Here is a 17,064-nt window from a genome sequence, read left to right as displayed (position 1 = left end):
TTCTGGACCATCTTGAGCTTGAAGCTCTCATCGTATTTCGTCATGAAAAACACCCCAAAGGTTGGACTGGTGTCCAACTTTTGGGGTGCAGTTCATGCCGGCGGCTTTTTCTTGCCTGCCGTTCGCTCAACGCGCAGCGGCAGCAGCAGCCTCCAGCGCCTGCTGTTTGAAAGGCGCCAGCTGCTCACGCAGGGCATCCCTCGCGCCATCCACGGCAGCAGCCACCGCATCGGGCCCAAACACCAGGCCTTGCAGCAACACAAAATGCACATTGCGGATGCCGATGGAGGCCAGCGCGTAGCGCAGATAAGGCGTCAAAAAGTCTTCCTGACGCGCCCGGGGCCCGGCATGGAAGCCACCGGAGCTCACCAACACCAAGGTGGGCCGGTCTTTCATCAGACCTATCTTGCCTTCGGGCGTCGATGCAAAACTGCGGTGGATGCGGATCACCTGGTCCAGCCAGAGCTTGAGCGTGGCCGGCACCGCAAAGTTGTGCATGGGGGTCAGAATCATCAGCAAATCGCTGTCTTCCAGCTCTTTAATCAGCGTTTCCGACCAGGCCAGCGCGGGCGCATCGGCGCTGGCATTCGAGGTGATCGCCAATGCATAGTCGCGGCTGATCGGCGGTATGGGGGTTGCCACCAGATCACGCTCCAGCAGCGGCTGCTGCGCAAGGCCCAGCTCCGCCAGCATGTCGGTCGCCAGTTGGTAGCCATGGCTGGCCTGGCCATGTGGGCCACAGTTCAAGAGCAAGGTACGGGTCATGGTTTGTCCAATCGTTTGAAAAATTAGGGCAAGGTGGGCAGATTCCGCAAAGTTCTACGGCATCAAGCCGCCCGGGATTTGCAGACCCAGGCGGCGAGCGTGGTCCGCCCCAAGCGTGCTGGCCCTACGGGAACCAGGCAGTCATCGTCCAGCAGCGCGCCTCGGTAAGGCAGATCTGCATCGCCCTGCACCGTCCGTGCATCGCCTTGCAGGCGCAGGTACTGCTGCACCCAGTCGGCCATCGCCATCTTCTGCGGGCCGGCTACATCCATGCAGCCCTGTAAAGGCCGCGCCAGCGCGGCGTCGGCCACCAGCATCGCCAAGTCCTCGGCCGCCATAGCCTGCACCAGCGCCACGGGTATCGTTAGCTCGTCATGGGCTGCGCCCTTGTGTGCCAGCTGCGCCAGGCTTTCGTACAAGGGTGCCGCACGCAGCACCGTATAAGGCGTGCTGCCTGCCTGGATCAACTGCTCTCGCAACGCGATGGCCCGGTAGTAATTGCTGCTCTGCAAGCGCTGCACACCCAAGGCCGACAGCGCAATATGGTGCGCCACAGCGGCAGCAGCGATGGCGGCATTCAGCTGGCGGCATGCGCCCGCCCAGTCCGCCAGCGCACCGGCCGTGTCCAGTACAGGCGGCTCGCGCACATCGATCAGCACTTCAATGCCATGCAGCGCTGCTGGCAGCCTGGGGTCCGCATCGGCGACTACCGGGTAGCCCAGTTGTCGCAGATTGCTGACCAGCTTCGCGCCCAGCGGTTTGCAGTCGCCCAGTACCAGGACTTTCATAGGCCGCCTTGCGCCGTGCCGGGAGCTAGCTTCTTAAACGGGCATCTTGCGGAAGGCGATTGCAAAGCGGTTCCAGCTGTTGATCGAGGTGATCACGGCGGTCAGCTCCATCAGCTCGGCATCGGTGAAGTGGGGGCGCACAGCTTCCCAGACAGCATCGGGCACATGGTCGTGCGAGACAAGGGTCAGCGCCTCGGTCCACTCCAGCGCAGCACGCTCACGGTCGCTGAAGAACGGGGTCTCGCGCCAGGCGGCCACGGTGGCGAGGCGGCGGCTGGATTCGCCGGCCTTCACCGCATCGGTCACATGCATGTCCAGGCAAAAGGCACAGCCATTGATCTGCGAGGCGCGCAGTCGCACCAGTTCCTTGAGCAGAATGTCCAGGCTACCTTTGGCAATCTGGTTTTCCACGCCCAGCAGTACTTTCATGATGGCGGGGTCAGCGGTGTAGAAGTCGAGTCGGGTTTGCATATCAATCTCCATCCAAGGTTGCGTCGGTGAATTCCGTTGCTGGTAGCCAGTATGCGATGGTCTTGGCCAAGCCAAAAGAGCCAAGAAATGCAAAAATGACTAGGCCAAGATAGGAGGGCCATGATGTCCGACCCCTGCCATTCCGTACAAGCCCTGCAGCTGCAGGTAGACCGCAGCCTGCAGTTGCCCATGTACCTGCAGATCTGCCAGCGCTTCAAAACCGCCATTGCACAAGGCCATCTGCGTGCAGGCGACCGGGTGCCTGCGGCACGGGCGCTGGCGACCGAACTCAACCTGTCGCGCGGCACCGTCGATCTGGCCTACCGCATCCTGGCCGATGAAGGCTATTTCCAGGTGCGCGGGGCGGCGGGCACGGTTATCTCACCGAGCCTGCCCCAAGCCGCTACGGCCCCTGCGCCACAAGCCATTGCCCAGCCACCGGCCGCCGATATCGTGGACCACGACGGCTTGCAGCCGCGCCCGCTGCAGCTGGGGCTGCCGGCGATCGATGCTTTTCCGCGCAAGGTCTGGAACCGGCTGGTCACCCACCGCCTGCGCAGCAGCGAGCCCTACCGCCTGGCCTACCCCAACCCGCAGGGCGATGAGGAGCTGCGCCAGCGCATAGCGGCTTACTTGGCGGTGTCGCGCGGCGTCACCTGCGTGCCCGAGCAGGTGTTTATCACCACCGGCCTGCGCAACACCTTGGAGCTGAGCCTGCGCAGCCTGGCCAGCCCCGGCGATGCGTTCTGGTTTGAGGACCCGGGCTATATCCTGGCGCGCCCGTTTTTGCAAAATGCCGCGGTGCAGATCGTGCCGGTGCCAGTCGATGCCCAGGGCATGCAGGTGGAAGCAGGCCGGCAGCTGAGCCCCTATGCCCGGTTTGCGATGGTGACGCCATCGCACCAAAGCCCGCTGGGCGTGACCCTGTCGCTGGAGCGGCGCATGGCGCTGCTGGACTGGGCGCGCGAGGCCGGCAGCTGGATCATTGAAGACGACTACGACAGCGAGTTCCGCTACCAGGGCCGGCCCCTGCCCGCCCTCAAAAGCCTGGACCGGCAGGACCGCGTGATCTATGCCGGCACCTTCAGCAAGGTGATGTTTCCCGGCTTGCGCTTGGCCTACGCCGTGGTGCCGCTGGAGGTGGTGCCACGCTTTCAGGCCGTCAGCTCCAACCTCAATGCCGGCTGCCCCTATCTGCTGCAGGCCAGTGTGGCAGACTTCATGGCCCAGGGCCACTTTGCGCGCCACCTCAAGAAGATGCGGCTGCTGTATGCCGAGCGCCGTGCGGTGGCGCAGCGCAGTTTTCATCAGGTGCTGGGCGATCGCCTGCGCATTGACTTGCAGCCCGGCGGTCTGCACTTGCTCGGCCAGATCCAGGACGGCGACAACGACAGCCTGGTGGCCCAGCGCGCCCGAGTTTTAGGCCTGGCCACGCATCCGCTGTCGCGCTGGTATATCGATGCCGCGCCGCGCCAAGGCCTGTTGATGGGTTTTGCCAATATCAGCAGCGAGGCGCAGGCCCTGCAGCTGGCTCGGCAGATCCAACAGGCTTTTGGCTAGCGGGCGAAGGGCGACTTAGCCCTTGAACTCAGGCGTGCGCTTTTCCAAAAAGGCACTCACGGCTTCACGGTGGTCGGCCGTCTGGTGCGCCAGCGCCTGGTAGGCAGCCGACAGCTCCAGCAACGAAGCCAGGCTCTGGTGCATGCCTTCGCGCATCAGCTTCTTGGTCATGCGGGTGACCTGGGGTGGGTTGGCGGCAATTTCGCTGGCCAAGGCGTTCGCGGCGTTCAGCAGCTCCTCGGGCGGCACCACCTGCGACACCAGGCCCCACTGCAAGGCGGTGGCGGCATCGATCATGCGGCCGGTCAGCGACAGCTCGGCCGCGCGCGCCATGCCAATCACCCGGGGCAGCAGCCAGGCGCCGCCATCGCCGGGGATGATGCCCATCTTCACAAAGCTCTCGGCAAACTTGGCCTTGTCCGAGGCCACGCGCAGATCGCACATGCAGGCCAGATCCAGGCCCGCGCCCACCGCCGCACCATTGATGGCCGCGATGGTCGGCACTTCCAGGTTGAACAGCGCCAGCGGCAGGCGCTGGATGCCACCGCGGTAGTCATCACGGATGCGCATGCCATCCACATCGCCAAAGGACTGCTGCTGCATGGTCTTGATGTCGCCACCCGACGAGAATGCCGGGCCCTCGCCCGTCAGGATGACCGCACGCACGCTGCTGTCGGCCGCAATCTTCTCGCAGGCGGCCAGGATCTCGGCCACCGCCGTGTTGCCGGTCAGCGGGTTGCGGCGCTCGGGCTGGCACATCGTCAGGGTGACGACATGGCCTTGCTGTTCGTAGTTCAAAAATGCAGTCATGAAAGGGCTCCTGGTTCCGGCTAAATCTTGATGCGGTCAGCGCTGTGCACGCTAGGTATGGCCGCCCAGCATACGGTCAAAGCCCGCATGCGACTGCATATCAGCTGAGTGCAATTTGGTATTGGACGCTGCCCAAAAACGGCCCTAGCCTGCATGGATGCTGGGGCAGGCAGCGCCCCAAATGCCCATAACTAGATGCTGCCTAGGAGACAGTTGATGCCCGTATCCCGACGCCAGTTCCACCACCGCCTTGTGCAATGGGGCGCGGCCGCCAGCCTGGCCAGCCCCTGGCTTGCACGCGCAGCCGATGCCCCCTTGCGCTGGGTCGTGCCCTACCCCGCAGGCGGTGCTGCCGACCAGATCACGCGCATCGTGGCCCAGGATGTGGGCCAGAGCACGGGCCAGCCCATCGTCATCGAGAACAAGGCTGGGGCAGCCGGCATGATTGCGGCCGAGACGGCATTGCGCGCCCCCGCCGATGGGCTCACCTTCTTTGTCGGCTCCAATGCACCGCTGGTCATCAACAGCGCCATCTACGCCAAGATGAGCTACGACCCGGTCAAGGATTTTGTGCCCGTCGCGGGCCTGGGCAAGGCGCCTTTGCTGCTGGTCACCCGCAAGGACCTGGGCGCCAGCGATCTGCGCGCACTGATCGCGCTGGCCCAGCAGGCACAGCGCCAGGGCAAGACGCTCAGCATGGGCTCGGCCGGCAGCGGCAACATCACCCATCTGGCGGGCGAATATGCCAGCGAGCGCATGGGTTTCCAGGTCACCCATGTGCCGTTCTCCGGCAGTGCACCGGCCATCACCAGCATGATGGGCGGCAATGTCGACATCATGTTCGACGCGCTGCCCTCCTGTATGCAGCAGGCGATTGGCGGGCGCATTGTGCCGCTGGCGATATTGGACAAGCAGCGCTTTGCAGCACTGCCCCAGGTGCCCACCCTGGCCGAGCTGGGCTTTGGCGATACCGAGGCCAGCGCCTGGTTTGGCGTGGTGGCCCGCAGCGGTACGCCGGCCGACGCCGTGGCGCGCATGGCCCGCGCCATCAACCAGTCCCTCGCCAAGGCCGAAGTGCAAGAGCGCCTGCGTCGCATAGGTGCGCAGCCGATTGCGTCCAGCACCGCAGAATGGGGGCAGTTTGTGGCCTCGGAGCGCGAACGCTGGATACCGGTGGCCCAGAAACTGGGCATCCGCGCCGAATAACCCCCCGCTCCCGCTGCTGGCCCGCCTTACCGTTTTATTGTTGAAAACCGACTGATATGACCGCCCTGACCCTGAGCATGCATGGCACCACCGCCGTGCTGACGATGAACCGCCCCCAGGCCCGCAATGCACTCGACGAGCAGATGCGCGAAGACTTCAGCCGCCTGATCCCCCAGGTGCGCGATGACCGCGCCATCAAGGCCGTGGTGCTGACAGGGGCCGGCGGCCATTTCTGCGCCGGTGGCGATATCAAGAGCATGCAGGCCGCCGTGGCCGGCAAGCAGGATGTGTTTGACAGCCGCAACCGCATGCTGGGCCTGCACCGCTGGTTTGATGAACTGCTGGACATGGAAAAGCCCGTCATCACTGCCGTGCAAGGCAGCGCCTTTGGCGCCGGCCTGTCGCTGGCACTGGCGGGTGATTTTGTGCTGGCCGCGCCCTCTGCCAAGTTCTGCTGCGTGTTTGCCAAGATCGGCTTTGTGCCCGACCTGGCCGGCATGTATTTGCTGCCGCGCCTGGTGGGCCTGCAAACGGCCAAGGAGCTGGCCTTTACCGCCCGCGTCGTTGCCGCGCCCGAGGCGCAGCAGATGGGCATGGTCTACAAGATCACCAGCGAAGACGTGCTGGCCGATGCGCTGGCCTTTGCCGAGCGCTTTGCCAGCGCACCGACCGAGGCCATGGGCTACACCAAACGCGTGATGAACCGCGCCTTTGAGACCCAGCGTGACGAGATCTACCAGCAAGAAGCGCTGGCCCAGACGCTGTGCCGCGAAAGCGCCTTCCACCAGGAGGCCATTGCCCGCTTTGTCGGCAAGCAACCTCCGCTGTTCCAGTGGCAGGATTGAGCGCAGGCTGAGGCCGCACCAGCAAACAGCCAGGACGTTGGTTGCTGGTGGGTCGCCTCAGTACTTCACATTGACAATCGTTGCCTGCAGCAGCGCCACCACCTTGGGCGCTGCTGTCGCATCTGCCCCATAGGCCAGCACCTCGCCGCTGCACACCGTCAGCAGCTTGCCGGCGTTCACCACCTTGCCAATGGCGACAAAGCGCTCGCCAATCGCCGGGCGCATCAGGTTGATCTTGAACTCTGCCGTGACCACCTCATAGCCCTCGGCCGCCACCGTCAGCGCCGCATAGCCCGCCGCGCTGTCCACCACACTGCTGACGGCGCCGGCATGCAAAAAGCCATGCTGCTGCGACAGCGCCTTTTGGTAGGGCAGCGCAATCTGCACCTCCCCCGGCTGCACGGACAGCAGGCTCGCGCCCAGGGTCTGCATCAGCCCTTGGGCATGGAAGCTGGTGGAGATGCGTTCAAACAGGTCGTTCATGGTCGTATGCCTTGTGGCCAAGCCTCGGTAGCGATCAGCCAATCTAGCATGCAGCGCAGCCCATGGCATGGCCCCGCGTCCTGCACATGACAGCCGCCTTTGCCACTATGCTTGCGGCCATGGACAGCCCCCAACTCCTGATCGTCTACCACAGCCACACGGACGGCAGCCGCCAGATGGCCAAGGCCGCACGCGCGGCGGCCGCCAGCCAGGCGGGTGTGCAAGTGCGTCTGCTCTGCGCACCCGATGCCGGCCCGGCCGACGTACTGGCTGCCAGCGGCTACCTCTTTGTCTGCCCCGAGAACCTGGCTGCGATGAGCGGGCTGATGAAGGACTTTTTTGACCGCTGCTACTACCCGGCCCTCGACCGCATCCAGGGCCGTCCCTATGCCAGCTTGATTTGCGCCGGCAGCGACGGCAGCAACGCGGCGCGGCAGATCGCCCGCATAGCCACCGGCTGGCGGCTCAAGCCCATCGCGGAGCCGCTGATTGTTTGCACCCATGCCCAAACGCCCGAGGCCATTGCGGCGACCAAGCAGATTGGCGTAGATGAGCTGCAGCGCTGCCGCGAGCTGGGCGAAGCCATGGCCGCAGGTCTAACCATGGGTATTTTTTAAAGCAGGCCCGCATCCCCAGCCAGGGCAGCTTGGCGCGTACCATAGCGCATCCCCACACCATAAAACAGCCCCCGATGCTCTACGTCATTCTTAAAACCGTGCACCTGCTGTCCATCATCGTCTGGCTGGGCGGCATGGCCTTTGCGCATTTCTTTCTGCGCCCCGCCCTGCAACAGCTGGAGCCGCCCCAGCGCCTGATGCTGATGCGCGATGTGCTCCAGCGCTTTTTTGCCGTGGTGCTGGTCATCATCGCCGCCGTGCTGCTGTCGGGCATCGGCATGATGGGCCTGGTCCATTCCATGGCCGCGCAGGCCGGTGCCAAGTTCAGCATGCTCGTCTCCTGGATGGTGATGGCTGTGCTGGGCCTGGCGATGATGGCCGTGTTTGGCCATATCCGCTTTGCGCTGTTCAAGCGGCTGGACCAGGCCGTCAACGCCAAGGACTGGCCCGCAGGCGGCAAAGCCCTGGGCCAGATCCGCCAGCTCGTCGCGCTGAACCTGGCGCTGGGCGTGGTGATTGTGCTTTTTCTGCGCGTACCGCTGTAAGCATGCCAAGCCGCAGCGCCGCCACCAGACATTAGCTGGCAGCGGCGCGGGCCCGCATCAGAACTTCAAGTCGCCCCGCAGCCACAAGGTACGCCCCGGCTCGTTGATGCGCACCCCGCCAGGGAAGCCAAAACCCGCATTGCCAGCCAGGTTCAGGTGCTCGGCATAGGTCTTGCCAAAGACATTGTCGATACCGGCAGTCAGGCGCAACTGCTCGCTGATCTTGTAGCCGGCATTGAGCGACAACACCCCAAACCCTGCACTCGGCCCTAGATCCTGGCCCACAACATTGCCTTGGCCCATGGCATAGCGGTGCTGCGCGGCAACCAGACGCCACAGCGCGCCAGCGCTCCAGGGGCCTTGTCGGTAGTCCAAGCCCAGCTTGGCCTCCAGCGGCGGCACCTGTGGCAAGGGCTTGCCATCGCTGCGGTTGCGGGCCCAGCTGTAGGCCATGGTGGCCTGGGCGCTCAGGCCGGGGGTCAGCTGGTAGCTGCCACCCAGCTCGGCACCAGCGGTGCGCGCCTGCACATTGCGCACGTTGGAGGCTATGCCGGCATAGTCAAACAGCAGATAGTCCTGCACCTGGCCGACATAGGCGGAGGTCCAGAGCAGCCAGTCCGCACCCTTCCAGCTCGCGCCCACATCGATCTGCGTGGTTTTCTCCGGCCGCAGGCGGTTGAAGGCATCGCCCTGGTCTGCGGCGCTGTTGCTGGGCGATATCAGTTCCCAATAATCCGGAAAACGCTGCACATGGCCAATGCCGGCATAAAGCGTGCTGCCGTCGGCGCGGGCGCGCTCCCAGCGCAGAAAGCCACTGGGCATGGCACTGCGTTCGCGGTGGTTGCTGGCCGTGGCGGCCATGCTGCCCTCCATGCCGGCCATGGCCTGCATGCCCCCCATCGAACCCATGTCGCCCATGCCATCCATGCCGCCCATGCCACTGTCGCTGGGGTAGCGCCAGGCCTGTGCCCGGTCCAGCCGCAGGCCGGCCACCAGTTTGTCCTCGCTGCCCAGATGCTGCGTGGCCTGCGCAAACAGGCCCTGGTTGCTGAACTTGGCATCCCGCGCCCATGGCTTGTTGCGGTAGGACTGCATCTCCGTGCCCGAGCGGCTGTCGTGCGGGCTGCCCATCGCATCCACGCCCAGCACCGCTTCGGTGTGCGGGCCCAACTGCCAAGTGGTGGCCACGCGCATGCCGGTGGTGGTGCGCCGCACATTGGCCGCCATCGGCATGGACATGCCCCCCTCCGGCACAAAGGGCCGCAGGCTGAAGTTGTCCATCACATGGTCGGCGCGGTTGTAGTACAGCTGCGCTTCCAGCTTGGTCAGGCGCTCGCTCAGGTTCTTTTTCTCCAGCCGCAGGCCATAGCTTTCGCGCTTGAACTGGGTGCCATCCATGCCCCGGCCGCCATAGCGCGCCTCGCCATCGCCTTGGCCGGCGCTCAGCTCCAGCCAGGTGTTGGCATCGGGCGTCCAGCCAATCGCCACATCGGTGTTCCATTTGTCCCAGTGCGAAGGCACGCGCTGGCCATCGCCGTCGCGGTAGTCCTTGCTTTGCGAATGGTTGGCGGTGAGGCGAACGTAGTACTCGGCATTGCCGGCCAGCAGGTCGATGTTTTGGTCGCTGCGCGCGGCCGTGCCGCCTTGCAAGCTGGCAGACAGGCGCACCTGGCCGCTGTCCAAAGCAGGCCGTTCGCGGTCAAAGCGCACCACCCCGGCCGATGCACCCGGCCCCCAGATCACCGTCTGCGGGCCTTTGACCACCGTCAGCACATCGTAGGTCTCGGGCGATATATAGGAGCTGGGTGAATCCATGCGCGCCGGGCATGCGCCCAGCAAGGTTTGGCCATTGGTCAGGATCGGCAGGCGCGAGCCAAACTGGCCCCGGAACACCGGATCGCTGTTGGAGCCACCGCTGCGGATCGCCGAAAAGCCCGGAATGCTCTTGAGGTAGTCGGCCGCATCGCTGGCCGGCACCGGTTGGCGCGGCTGCTTGGGATCGGCCACCACCTGCAGCGGCGAATGCTCATGCACCGCAGTCACTACGGTCTCCTGCAGGCTGATCTCAGGCGCGCTAGCCGCAGCAAGCACGGGGGCATCGGCCGTTGCCGGCATCTGCGCCCAGGCAGCACTGGTGGCCAGCATCAGTACGGATAGCGCCATCTGCGGTCGCTGCAAGCGGGCGCGCGGCGGGGCAGGCAGGCGCAGGTCGGGCGCTGCCTCCAAGAAATAGGAAGTCATCAAGGTCTCTCGCAGCAAGCGCTGCAGGGCGCAGCGGCTTGCATATATGTGATGGAGGCGCTCGCAGCCATGCCCAGCCGGCCGCAGCAAAGGCAGCCAAAGCAGGCATCAAAAGCATGGCGAAGAGGCCCATGGGCCGCAGAGGCTGTAGCACTGCCTTTTGCACGCATCGCGCAGAATGGGCAGCAGCATCACTGCGGCATCAACACTTAGGCGAGGACGGGTGGTGGGCCGCGCGCGGGCAGTGGCGCGCCCGGCGCTTGGGGGCTGTGGCCTGTCTGGGCCTGCCACGGGCGGTGGAAGGCAGGGGCCGCTGGTCGGTGCACATCGGCGGCAAAGGCCTGCGGCAGCGCCATGGCGATACAGAGCACGCAATCGGCGCCATGGGCGCTGTGCCCGCTGTGGCTGGCATGGCTGTCGCTGCCATCGGGCAGCAGATCATCCGACGCCAAGTGGTCGGCATGGGCCAGATCCAGCGCAGGCGCATTGACGCTGCAGACATCGGCCGCCAGCGCCGCCGCCATCGGCTGCGCCAGCACACGCACCTGCACACCTGCCACCGATGCCAACAGCAGCAGCAACGCAAAAACCGCCGTGATCAGGGCGGAAAAGCGGGGGCGGCTGCGCAGGCGTTGGAGCATGGTCAGGCAGGAGTGTAAACCTGAACTTTCAGAATTTATTAAATTATCAGTTCAATCAAGAACGGGCCAGGTTTGGCAAAGCTGGCCTGCATCAGCCGGGCGCAGTCCTCCATGGTCGTGGCCCGTGCCGCTTCCACACCCATGCCTTCGGCCAGTTTCACCCAGCCGATCGATGGGTTGCCCAGGTCCAGCATCTGCATGGCGGTGGCGCCCGGGGTGGCGCCCACGCCCTTGTATTCGCCAATCAGGATGTTGTAGCGGCTGTTGTTCAGCACGATGGTGGTGACAGGCAGCTGCTCGCGCGCCTGCGTCCACAGCGATTGCAGCGAATACATAGCAGAGCCATCGGCCTGCAGGTTGATCACCCGGCGCTGTTTGCCCGCGCCAATGGCGGCGCCGGTCGCGACCGGCATGCCATCACCAATGGCGCCGCCGGCTAGGTGCAGCCAGTCATGCGCCAGCGCGGCATGCGTGTGCGGGTAAAAGCCCCGGCCGTAGGAGATGCTCTCGTCCGAGACGATGGCACCCTCGGGCATCAACGCTGCCACGGTGCGGGCCAGGCCCTCGGGCGTGGGCGCGCCGGTGGCCGCCTCAGGCCGGGGGCCGGCATCGGGTATGGCGGCCTGCGGCGCCTGCAGTGCATCGACCAGGGCCTGCAATGCCGTCAGTGGCTCCTGATCGGGGCGCGTCAGCACATGCAGCTGGGCGCTGTCCGGGTACTGGGTGGATGGCAGGCCCGGGTAGGCAAAAAAGCCCACCGGCGGCTTGGCCCCCACCAGGATGATGTGCTCATATTTGACCAGGGTCTTGATGGCGGCCTCCATGCCATAGGGCACGCGCTCCAGCGCCATGCGGCCTTGGCCGCGCTGCAGATGCGATGCGCCGTACTCTGCCAATACGTCAGCGCCGCTGGCCTGCGCCAGCCGCCACACCAGCGCCTGGGCCGGCGCAAACACCGCCGCGCCAGACAGCAAAATCAAGGCCTTGCCGCCCGCCTGGCGCAGCACCCTTGCTACGCCATCAATCGCATGGCCATCCACCGCTGGCGGCGCAGGCACAGGCAGCGGCTGCGCCACCACACCGCCCTCGTCCCATGAGACATTGGCCGGCAGGATCAGGCTGGCAATCTGGCCGGGGAAGGTTGAGGCGGCACGCACCGCCATCGCGGCATCCTGGCCCAGGTCCGCACTGTGGGTGCTGGTATGCACCCAGGCCGATACCGTGCGGGCCAGGCCATCGGTGTCGGCCGTCAGCGGTGCATCAAAAGGCCGGTGGTAGGTGGCCTGGTCGCCGACGATATTGACGATGCCGCTGCGCGCGCGCCGGGCATTGTGCAGGTTGGCCAGGCCATTGGCCAAGCCCGGGCCGCAGTGCAGCAAGGTGCAGGCGGGCTTGCGTGCGATGCGGTAGTAGCCATCGGCCATGCCGGTCACCACGTTTTCCTGCAGGCCCAGCACGCAGTGCATGCCCGGTATCTGGTCCAAAGCTGCTACAAAGTGCATCTCGCTGGTGCCGGGGTTTGCAAAGCAGGTGTCCACACCTGCCGCCAGCAAAGTCTTGACCAGACTGTGTGCGCCATTCATCTCGATTTCCTTCAGGGGTTGCATATCACTGCGCGACACCTTAGCCGCAAGCCCGCCAAAACCGGGTCGCCAAGATGAAAGCGGGCCGCGCCAGGCCGCATGCGCGCGCCGCAGAAGCGCATGGATGCTGGCCTTAGCTGGTTTTTGCATCGACTGACTATGTAGGCCAATTCCCAATCTGTCTTACGGCATTGGATGGCCTGCGCCTGCTGTGTGGAAGGTGCACAGTGGAGAGACTGAGCAGATCGACATGTGCACCCGCTGCGCTGCTCGCCCGTTAAGACTGCAGGACCTGCCTCTAGAAGGCCTTCTGCGCCCCTTTCATCCCCCTGCGTCTGAACACCAAGTGTTACCACCAGCGCTGCCACAGCGCCTAGGATGGCCCGATGCAAAACCACACCAAGGAAAACCGCATGCACCGTATGTCCCGCCACGCCCTGTTGTCCACCGCTCTGGCCTGCGCCGCTTTGGCTGCCCAGGCCCAGAGCAGCCAGGGAGCGGCCAGCCCAGCGCCTGCGGCCGCACAGCCCGCCGCTGAGGCAGCACCCCAGGCACCCGCGCCCAATCCGGCAGCAGAAAAGGCTCTGGCCCAGCGCTTCCAGGCGCTGTTGGCCGCGTTTGAAGGCAAGGCCGCCGTGCCTGATTCCAAAACCTTTACCGAAGACTTCAACAAGCAGGTCACGGCCGATCAGATGAAGCAGGTGTTCAACGACGTGCACCAAAGCGTCGGCAGCTGCAAGGTGGGCGCCCAGATGACCAGCCCCACGCCCTACATCACCAGCTACCTGCTGCAGTGTGACAAGGCCTATGTGCCGATGGACATCGGCATCGAGGAAAAGGCGCCCTACCGCGTCCACAGCCTGCTGATCCGCCCTGGCTACTGGAAGAAGTAAGGACCTGTATCGTCCCTTAGTGCAATCGTTTCGACAAAATAGATGATCGAAACGACTGTCACAACCCATACTTATTAGTGTTTCCCTGGATAGGGCGTAAAAATTGACGCTTCAACGTCGATTTTTGCGCTCAATGGCCATTTAGGCTGGTGATAATGCGCACAAGCTCGCCGCTTTGCCTGAAAGCACGGCGCAGGGCTGTCGCCGGGTCGCCACAAGCTGATTTGAGACCCCGACGGCGGGCAGCAAAAGCACTAGCATGCTAGCCACCTTATCAACATTAGGATCCGAGGATTCACTATGCGTAAAACCTTGATCGCATTGGCAGTGGCCGCTATCGCAGCCCCTGCATTTGCTGCAGACCTGAAAGTAGCTGTCGACCCGACCTACGAACCGTTCACCTACAAGACGCCCCAAGGCGAAGTCACCGGTTTTGACGTGGACATCGCCAAGGCGGTGTGCGAGCAGATCAAGCGCAAGTGCGTGTTTGTCGAGCAAGTCTGGGACAGCATGATCCCCGGCCTGCAAGCCAAGAAATATGACGTCATCGTCAGCTCCATGTCGATGACCGACGAGCGCCGCCGCGTGGTGGACTTCAGCGACCGCTACTACAAGACCCCCAGCGCCGTGGTGCTGAAGAAGAGCGTGGAATACAAGGGCCCCGCTTCAGCCAAGGGCCTGAAGATTGGCGTGCTCAAGGGCTCCACCCAAGAGAAGTGGGCCAACGGCGAGCTCAAGCCCGCAGGCGCGACCATCGTGCCTTATGAAGCCCAGGACCAGGTCTACCTGGATGTGAAGTCCGGTCGCCTCGACGGCACCGTGGCCGACAAGGTGGAAGTCAATGGCGGTTTCCTGCGCAAGCCCGAAGGTGCCGACTACGGCTACAAGGGCCCGGACCAGTACGAAACCAAGTACTACGGTGACGGCATCGGCATTGCGATGCGCAAGAACCAGGGCGATCTGAAAAAGCAGATCAACGAAGCGATCAAGACCATCCGCAGCAATGGCACCTATGCCACGATTGCGAAGAAGTACTTCGATTTCGACCCCTACGGCAACTGATCTTTGCAAGGCGCCCAGGCGCCTTTGCTCAGGGCTAACACCAAGCGGCGCGCTGCTCCAGAGTCTTCATACTGGATGAATCGCGCCGCAATTCCATGGTGCCAGGCCTATTTGCAGCGCCTTCCCGAGGCAAACACCAGGCCATCCATGGGCCCGATTGCGCACCGCAATCACGGCGCCTAAGGCCAAAAACTATGAGTGATTACTTTCAATCGATCCTGATGGGCTCGCTGCTCACCGTGGCGGTCTCGCTGGCATCGGCTGCCATCGCCACCGTGCTGGGGCTGCTGGGCGCCAGTGCCAAGCTGTCAGGGCGGCGCCCCCTGGTGGTGCTGGCCACCTTCTACACCTCCATCGTGCGCGGCATCCCCGAGCTGGTGATGATGCTGCTGATCTTCTACGGCGGCGCCATCGGCCTCAATACCTTGCTGGAGAAGATGGGCAGCGAAAGCTCCGTCGACCTCAACCCCTTTGTCGCCGGCTCCTTCACAATCGGCTTTATCTACGGCGCCTACATGACCGAAACCTTCCGGGGCGCGATCCTGGCCATCCCCAAGGGCCAGATGGAAGCAGCCTGGGCCTTCGGCATGAGCCCGGCCAAGACCTTCTTCCGCATCACCCTGCCGCAAATGGTGCGCTATGCGCTGCCCGGCTTTACCAATAACTGGCTGGTGCTGATCAAGGCCACCGCGCTGGTCAGCCTGATCGGCTTGCAAGACATGACCTATTTGGCCAAGCAGGCCAGCGCCGCTGCGCGAGAGCCCTTCATCTTTTTCCTGTTCACCGCTGCGCTGTACCTGATCTACACCTCGGCATCGCTGTGGGCGCTGGGCCGCCTCAATGCCCGCTACAGCCTGGGAACCGAAAAGGTGCAGCTATGAACTGGGAAGTCATTTTTCAGCCGGACACCCTTGCGCTGTACGGTGAGGGCCTGGTCACCACCCTCAAGCTGCTGCTCTCCAGCCTGGCCATTGGTGCGGTGCTGGCCTTGCTGGGCGCGCTCGCCCTGGTCAGCCGCTCCTGGCTGCTGCGCAAAACCGTGGGCGCCTTTACCTATTTCATGCGCGGCACGCCGCTGCTGATCCAGGTCTACCTGATCTACTACGGCTTCTCGCAGCTCGAATGGGTGCAGGCGCGCTGGGATGCGGTCTGGCCCTGGACCTATTTCAAAGAGCCCTTCTTCTGCGCCTTCCTGGCCTTCACCCTGAACACGGCCGCCTACACGGCCGAGATGCTGGCCGGCTCGATCCGCGAAACCTACAAGGGCGAAGTGGAAGCGGCCCGCGCGATGGGCATGAGCCGCTGGCAGCTGATGCGCCGCATCGTCCTGCCCAGCGCCATCCGCCGCACCCTGCCCGCTTACAGCAATGAGGTGGTGATGATGCTGCACTCGACCAGCCTGGCATCGACCGTGCCCTCGCTGGTGGACCTGACCGGCGCTGCCAGCCGGGTGTACTCGGACTACTACCTGCCGTTTGAAGCCTATATCGCGGCGGCCGCCATCTACCTGAGCATCACCTTTATCCTGATTGGCATCTTCCGCCTCGCCGAGCGCCGCTTCCTGGGCTATCTGGCCCCGCGCAAGGCCTAAGACATTCGAGCATCGAGATATGAACGCATCCAACTACAAACTGCAGGCGCTGGACATCCACAAGAGCTATGGCAGCAACCAGGTGCTCAAGGGCGTCTCGCTCAACGCCTGCGCTGGCGACGTGATCAGCATCATCGGCAGCTCCGGCTCGGGCAAGAGCACCTTTCTGCGCTGCATCAACCTGCTGGAGCAACCGCAGCAGGGCCAGATCATCGTCGCAGGCGAAGAGCTGCAACTGCGCACCGGCCGCAATGGCGCGCTGGACGCGGTCGACCCCAAGCAGCTCCAACGCCTGCGCAGCAAGCTGGCCATGGTGTTCCAGCATTTCAATCTCTGGGCCCACATGACCGTGCTGCAGAACATCATCGAAGTTCCGGTGCATGTGCTGGGCATCAGCAAGGACGAGGCCGTGGCCCGTGCCCGCAAGTACCTCAAGCTGGTGGGCCTGGAGAACAAGGAAGACAGCTACCCCAACCACATGAGCGGCGGCCAGCAGCAACGCGTGGCCATCGCCCGCGCGCTGGCGGTGGAGCCCGAGGTGATGCTGTTTGACGAGCCCACCTCGGCCCTCGATCCCGAACTGGTCGGCGAGGTGCTGCGCGTGATGCAGGTGCTCGCCCAGGAAGGCCGCACCATGCTGGTCGTCACCCATGAAATGGGCTTTGCCCGCGAGGTCTCCAACCACGTGATCTTCCTGCACCAGGGGCTGATCGAAGAGCAAGGCCCGCCGCGCGAGGTGCTGGCCAACCCCAAGAGTGAGCGCCTGGCACGTTTCCTCTCTGGAAGCCTGAAGTAAGCGGCGCAGGCCGAGTTCTGCCCGCGACAGCATCAGCGCCATGCCAGCGCCGGGCAGGCGCAAAATAGGGCCCGGTGCTGATGAAGCTTCAAGAGGTTTTTCAGCAGCACCCATCACCTCCCGGCCCTTCAGCGCAGATTCGCACCCCCTTCATCCCCAACATGGGC

Annotated in this window: 18 protein-coding genes; 10 read left to right on the top strand and 8 right to left on the bottom strand. The window is 64.2% G+C overall.

Annotated features, from left to right (window positions below; genetic code table 11):
- Positions 1 to 126: 126 nt before the first annotated feature.
- The 3 genes from EDF71_RS14015 to EDF71_RS14005 all read right to left on the bottom strand — a co-directional run bounded on the left by EDF71_RS14015 (position 127) and on the right by EDF71_RS14005 (position 2,024).
- On the bottom strand, positions 127 to 765 hold the full coding sequence (locus EDF71_RS14015) for an NAD(P)H-dependent oxidoreductase (protein WP_133857189.1): 639 nt from the start codon (positions 763 to 765) through the stop codon (positions 127 to 129).
- 62 nt (positions 766 to 827) lie between these two features.
- Entirely contained in the window at positions 828 to 1,553 is a 726-nt protein-coding gene (locus EDF71_RS14010; protein WP_133857188.1) for an SDR family oxidoreductase, read from the bottom strand.
- Between the two features lie 33 nt (positions 1,554 to 1,586).
- Positions 1,587 to 2,024: a carboxymuconolactone decarboxylase family protein gene (locus EDF71_RS14005; protein ID WP_133857187.1), complete on the bottom strand. Its 438-nt coding sequence runs from the start codon at positions 2,022 to 2,024 to the stop codon at positions 1,587 to 1,589.
- Between the two features lie 123 nt (positions 2,025 to 2,147).
- Here EDF71_RS14005 and EDF71_RS14000 point away from each other — a divergent pair, with 123 nt between their 5' ends.
- Complete coding sequence (locus EDF71_RS14000) at positions 2,148 to 3,584, top strand: PLP-dependent aminotransferase family protein (RefSeq protein WP_133857186.1); 1,437 nt, start codon at positions 2,148 to 2,150, stop codon at positions 3,582 to 3,584.
- A 15-nt stretch (positions 3,585 to 3,599) separates the two neighbouring features.
- On the opposite strand, the gene EDF71_RS13995 is transcribed toward EDF71_RS14000, so the two are convergent.
- Entirely contained in the window at positions 3,600 to 4,394 is a 795-nt protein-coding gene (locus tag EDF71_RS13995; RefSeq protein ID WP_133857185.1) for a crotonase/enoyl-CoA hydratase family protein, read from the bottom strand.
- Between the two features lie 216 nt (positions 4,395 to 4,610).
- On the opposite strand from EDF71_RS13995, the gene EDF71_RS13990 reads away from it, so the two are divergent.
- A complete protein-coding gene (locus EDF71_RS13990) occupies positions 4,611 to 5,600 on the top strand; it encodes a tripartite tricarboxylate transporter substrate binding protein (RefSeq protein ID WP_133857184.1) in 990 nt (329 codons plus the stop codon).
- 56 nt (positions 5,601 to 5,656) lie between these two features.
- Positions 5,657 to 6,445 (top strand): enoyl-CoA hydratase/isomerase family protein, encoded by a 789-nt coding sequence (locus EDF71_RS13985; RefSeq protein ID WP_133857183.1) that lies wholly within the window; start codon positions 5,657 to 5,659, stop codon positions 6,443 to 6,445.
- A 57-nt stretch (positions 6,446 to 6,502) separates the two neighbouring features.
- Here EDF71_RS13985 and EDF71_RS13980 read toward each other — a convergent pair whose 3' ends face one another.
- The gene (locus EDF71_RS13980; RefSeq protein WP_133857182.1) at positions 6,503 to 6,928 is read right to left on the bottom strand and encodes a PaaI family thioesterase; all 426 of its coding nucleotides are present in this window, start codon (positions 6,926 to 6,928) and stop codon (positions 6,503 to 6,505) included.
- 119 nt (positions 6,929 to 7,047) lie between these two features.
- On the opposite strand from EDF71_RS13980, the gene EDF71_RS13975 reads away from it, so the two are divergent.
- Both EDF71_RS13975 and EDF71_RS13970 read left to right on the top strand, forming a co-directional pair.
- Positions 7,048 to 7,545 carry an NAD(P)H-dependent oxidoreductase gene (locus EDF71_RS13975; protein ID WP_133857181.1) on the top strand — a complete coding sequence of 166 codons (498 nt, stop codon included), beginning with the start codon at positions 7,048 to 7,050 and terminating at the stop codon, positions 7,543 to 7,545.
- A gap of 74 nt (positions 7,546 to 7,619) precedes the next feature.
- On the top strand, positions 7,620 to 8,090 hold the full coding sequence (locus tag EDF71_RS13970; protein WP_133857180.1) for a CopD family protein: 471 nt from the start codon (positions 7,620 to 7,622) through the stop codon (positions 8,088 to 8,090).
- 57 nt (positions 8,091 to 8,147) lie between these two features.
- On the opposite strand, the gene EDF71_RS13965 is transcribed toward EDF71_RS13970, so the two are convergent.
- The 3 genes from EDF71_RS13965 to EDF71_RS13955 all read right to left on the bottom strand — a co-directional run bounded on the left by EDF71_RS13965 (position 8,148) and on the right by EDF71_RS13955 (position 12,555).
- A complete protein-coding gene (locus tag EDF71_RS13965; RefSeq protein WP_243854309.1) occupies positions 8,148 to 10,205 on the bottom strand; it encodes a TonB-dependent copper receptor in 2,058 nt (685 codons plus the stop codon).
- Between the two features lie 335 nt (positions 10,206 to 10,540).
- A complete protein-coding gene (locus tag EDF71_RS13960; protein WP_133857179.1) occupies positions 10,541 to 10,972 on the bottom strand; it encodes a DUF2946 family protein in 432 nt (143 codons plus the stop codon).
- Positions 10,973 to 11,010: 38 nt separating this feature from the next.
- On the bottom strand, positions 11,011 to 12,555 hold the full coding sequence (locus EDF71_RS13955) for an acetolactate synthase large subunit (RefSeq protein ID WP_133857210.1): 1,545 nt from the start codon (positions 12,553 to 12,555) through the stop codon (positions 11,011 to 11,013).
- Between the two features lie 413 nt (positions 12,556 to 12,968).
- On the opposite strand from EDF71_RS13955, the gene EDF71_RS13950 reads away from it, so the two are divergent.
- From EDF71_RS13950 to EDF71_RS13930, 5 genes are all read left to right on the top strand, one after another.
- Positions 12,969 to 13,448: a hypothetical protein gene (locus EDF71_RS13950; protein ID WP_166656541.1), complete on the top strand. Its 480-nt coding sequence runs from the start codon at positions 12,969 to 12,971 to the stop codon at positions 13,446 to 13,448.
- A gap of 300 nt (positions 13,449 to 13,748) precedes the next feature.
- A complete protein-coding gene (locus EDF71_RS13945) occupies positions 13,749 to 14,510 on the top strand; it encodes a transporter substrate-binding domain-containing protein (protein WP_133857177.1) in 762 nt (253 codons plus the stop codon).
- Positions 14,511 to 14,704: 194 nt separating this feature from the next.
- The gene (locus EDF71_RS13940; protein ID WP_133857176.1) at positions 14,705 to 15,391 is read left to right on the top strand and encodes an ABC transporter permease; all 687 of its coding nucleotides are present in this window, start codon (positions 14,705 to 14,707) and stop codon (positions 15,389 to 15,391) included.
- A complete protein-coding gene (locus EDF71_RS13935) occupies positions 15,388 to 16,101 on the top strand; it encodes an ABC transporter permease subunit (RefSeq protein WP_133857175.1) in 714 nt (237 codons plus the stop codon). Before EDF71_RS13940 ends, EDF71_RS13935 begins: the two co-directional genes overlap by 4 nt.
- Before the next feature lie 19 nt (positions 16,102 to 16,120).
- The gene (locus EDF71_RS13930; protein ID WP_133857174.1) at positions 16,121 to 16,897 is read left to right on the top strand and encodes an ATP-binding cassette domain-containing protein; all 777 of its coding nucleotides are present in this window, start codon (positions 16,121 to 16,123) and stop codon (positions 16,895 to 16,897) included.
- Positions 16,898 to 17,064: the final 167 nt, after the last annotated feature.

This window comes from Comamonas sp. JUb58 (genome assembly GCF_004364775.1).
Taxonomy (GTDB): domain Bacteria; phylum Pseudomonadota; class Gammaproteobacteria; order Burkholderiales; family Burkholderiaceae_C; genus Comamonas.
Note: the sequence above shows the minus strand (reverse complement) of the source record. Positions and strands in the feature narration are given on the sequence as shown.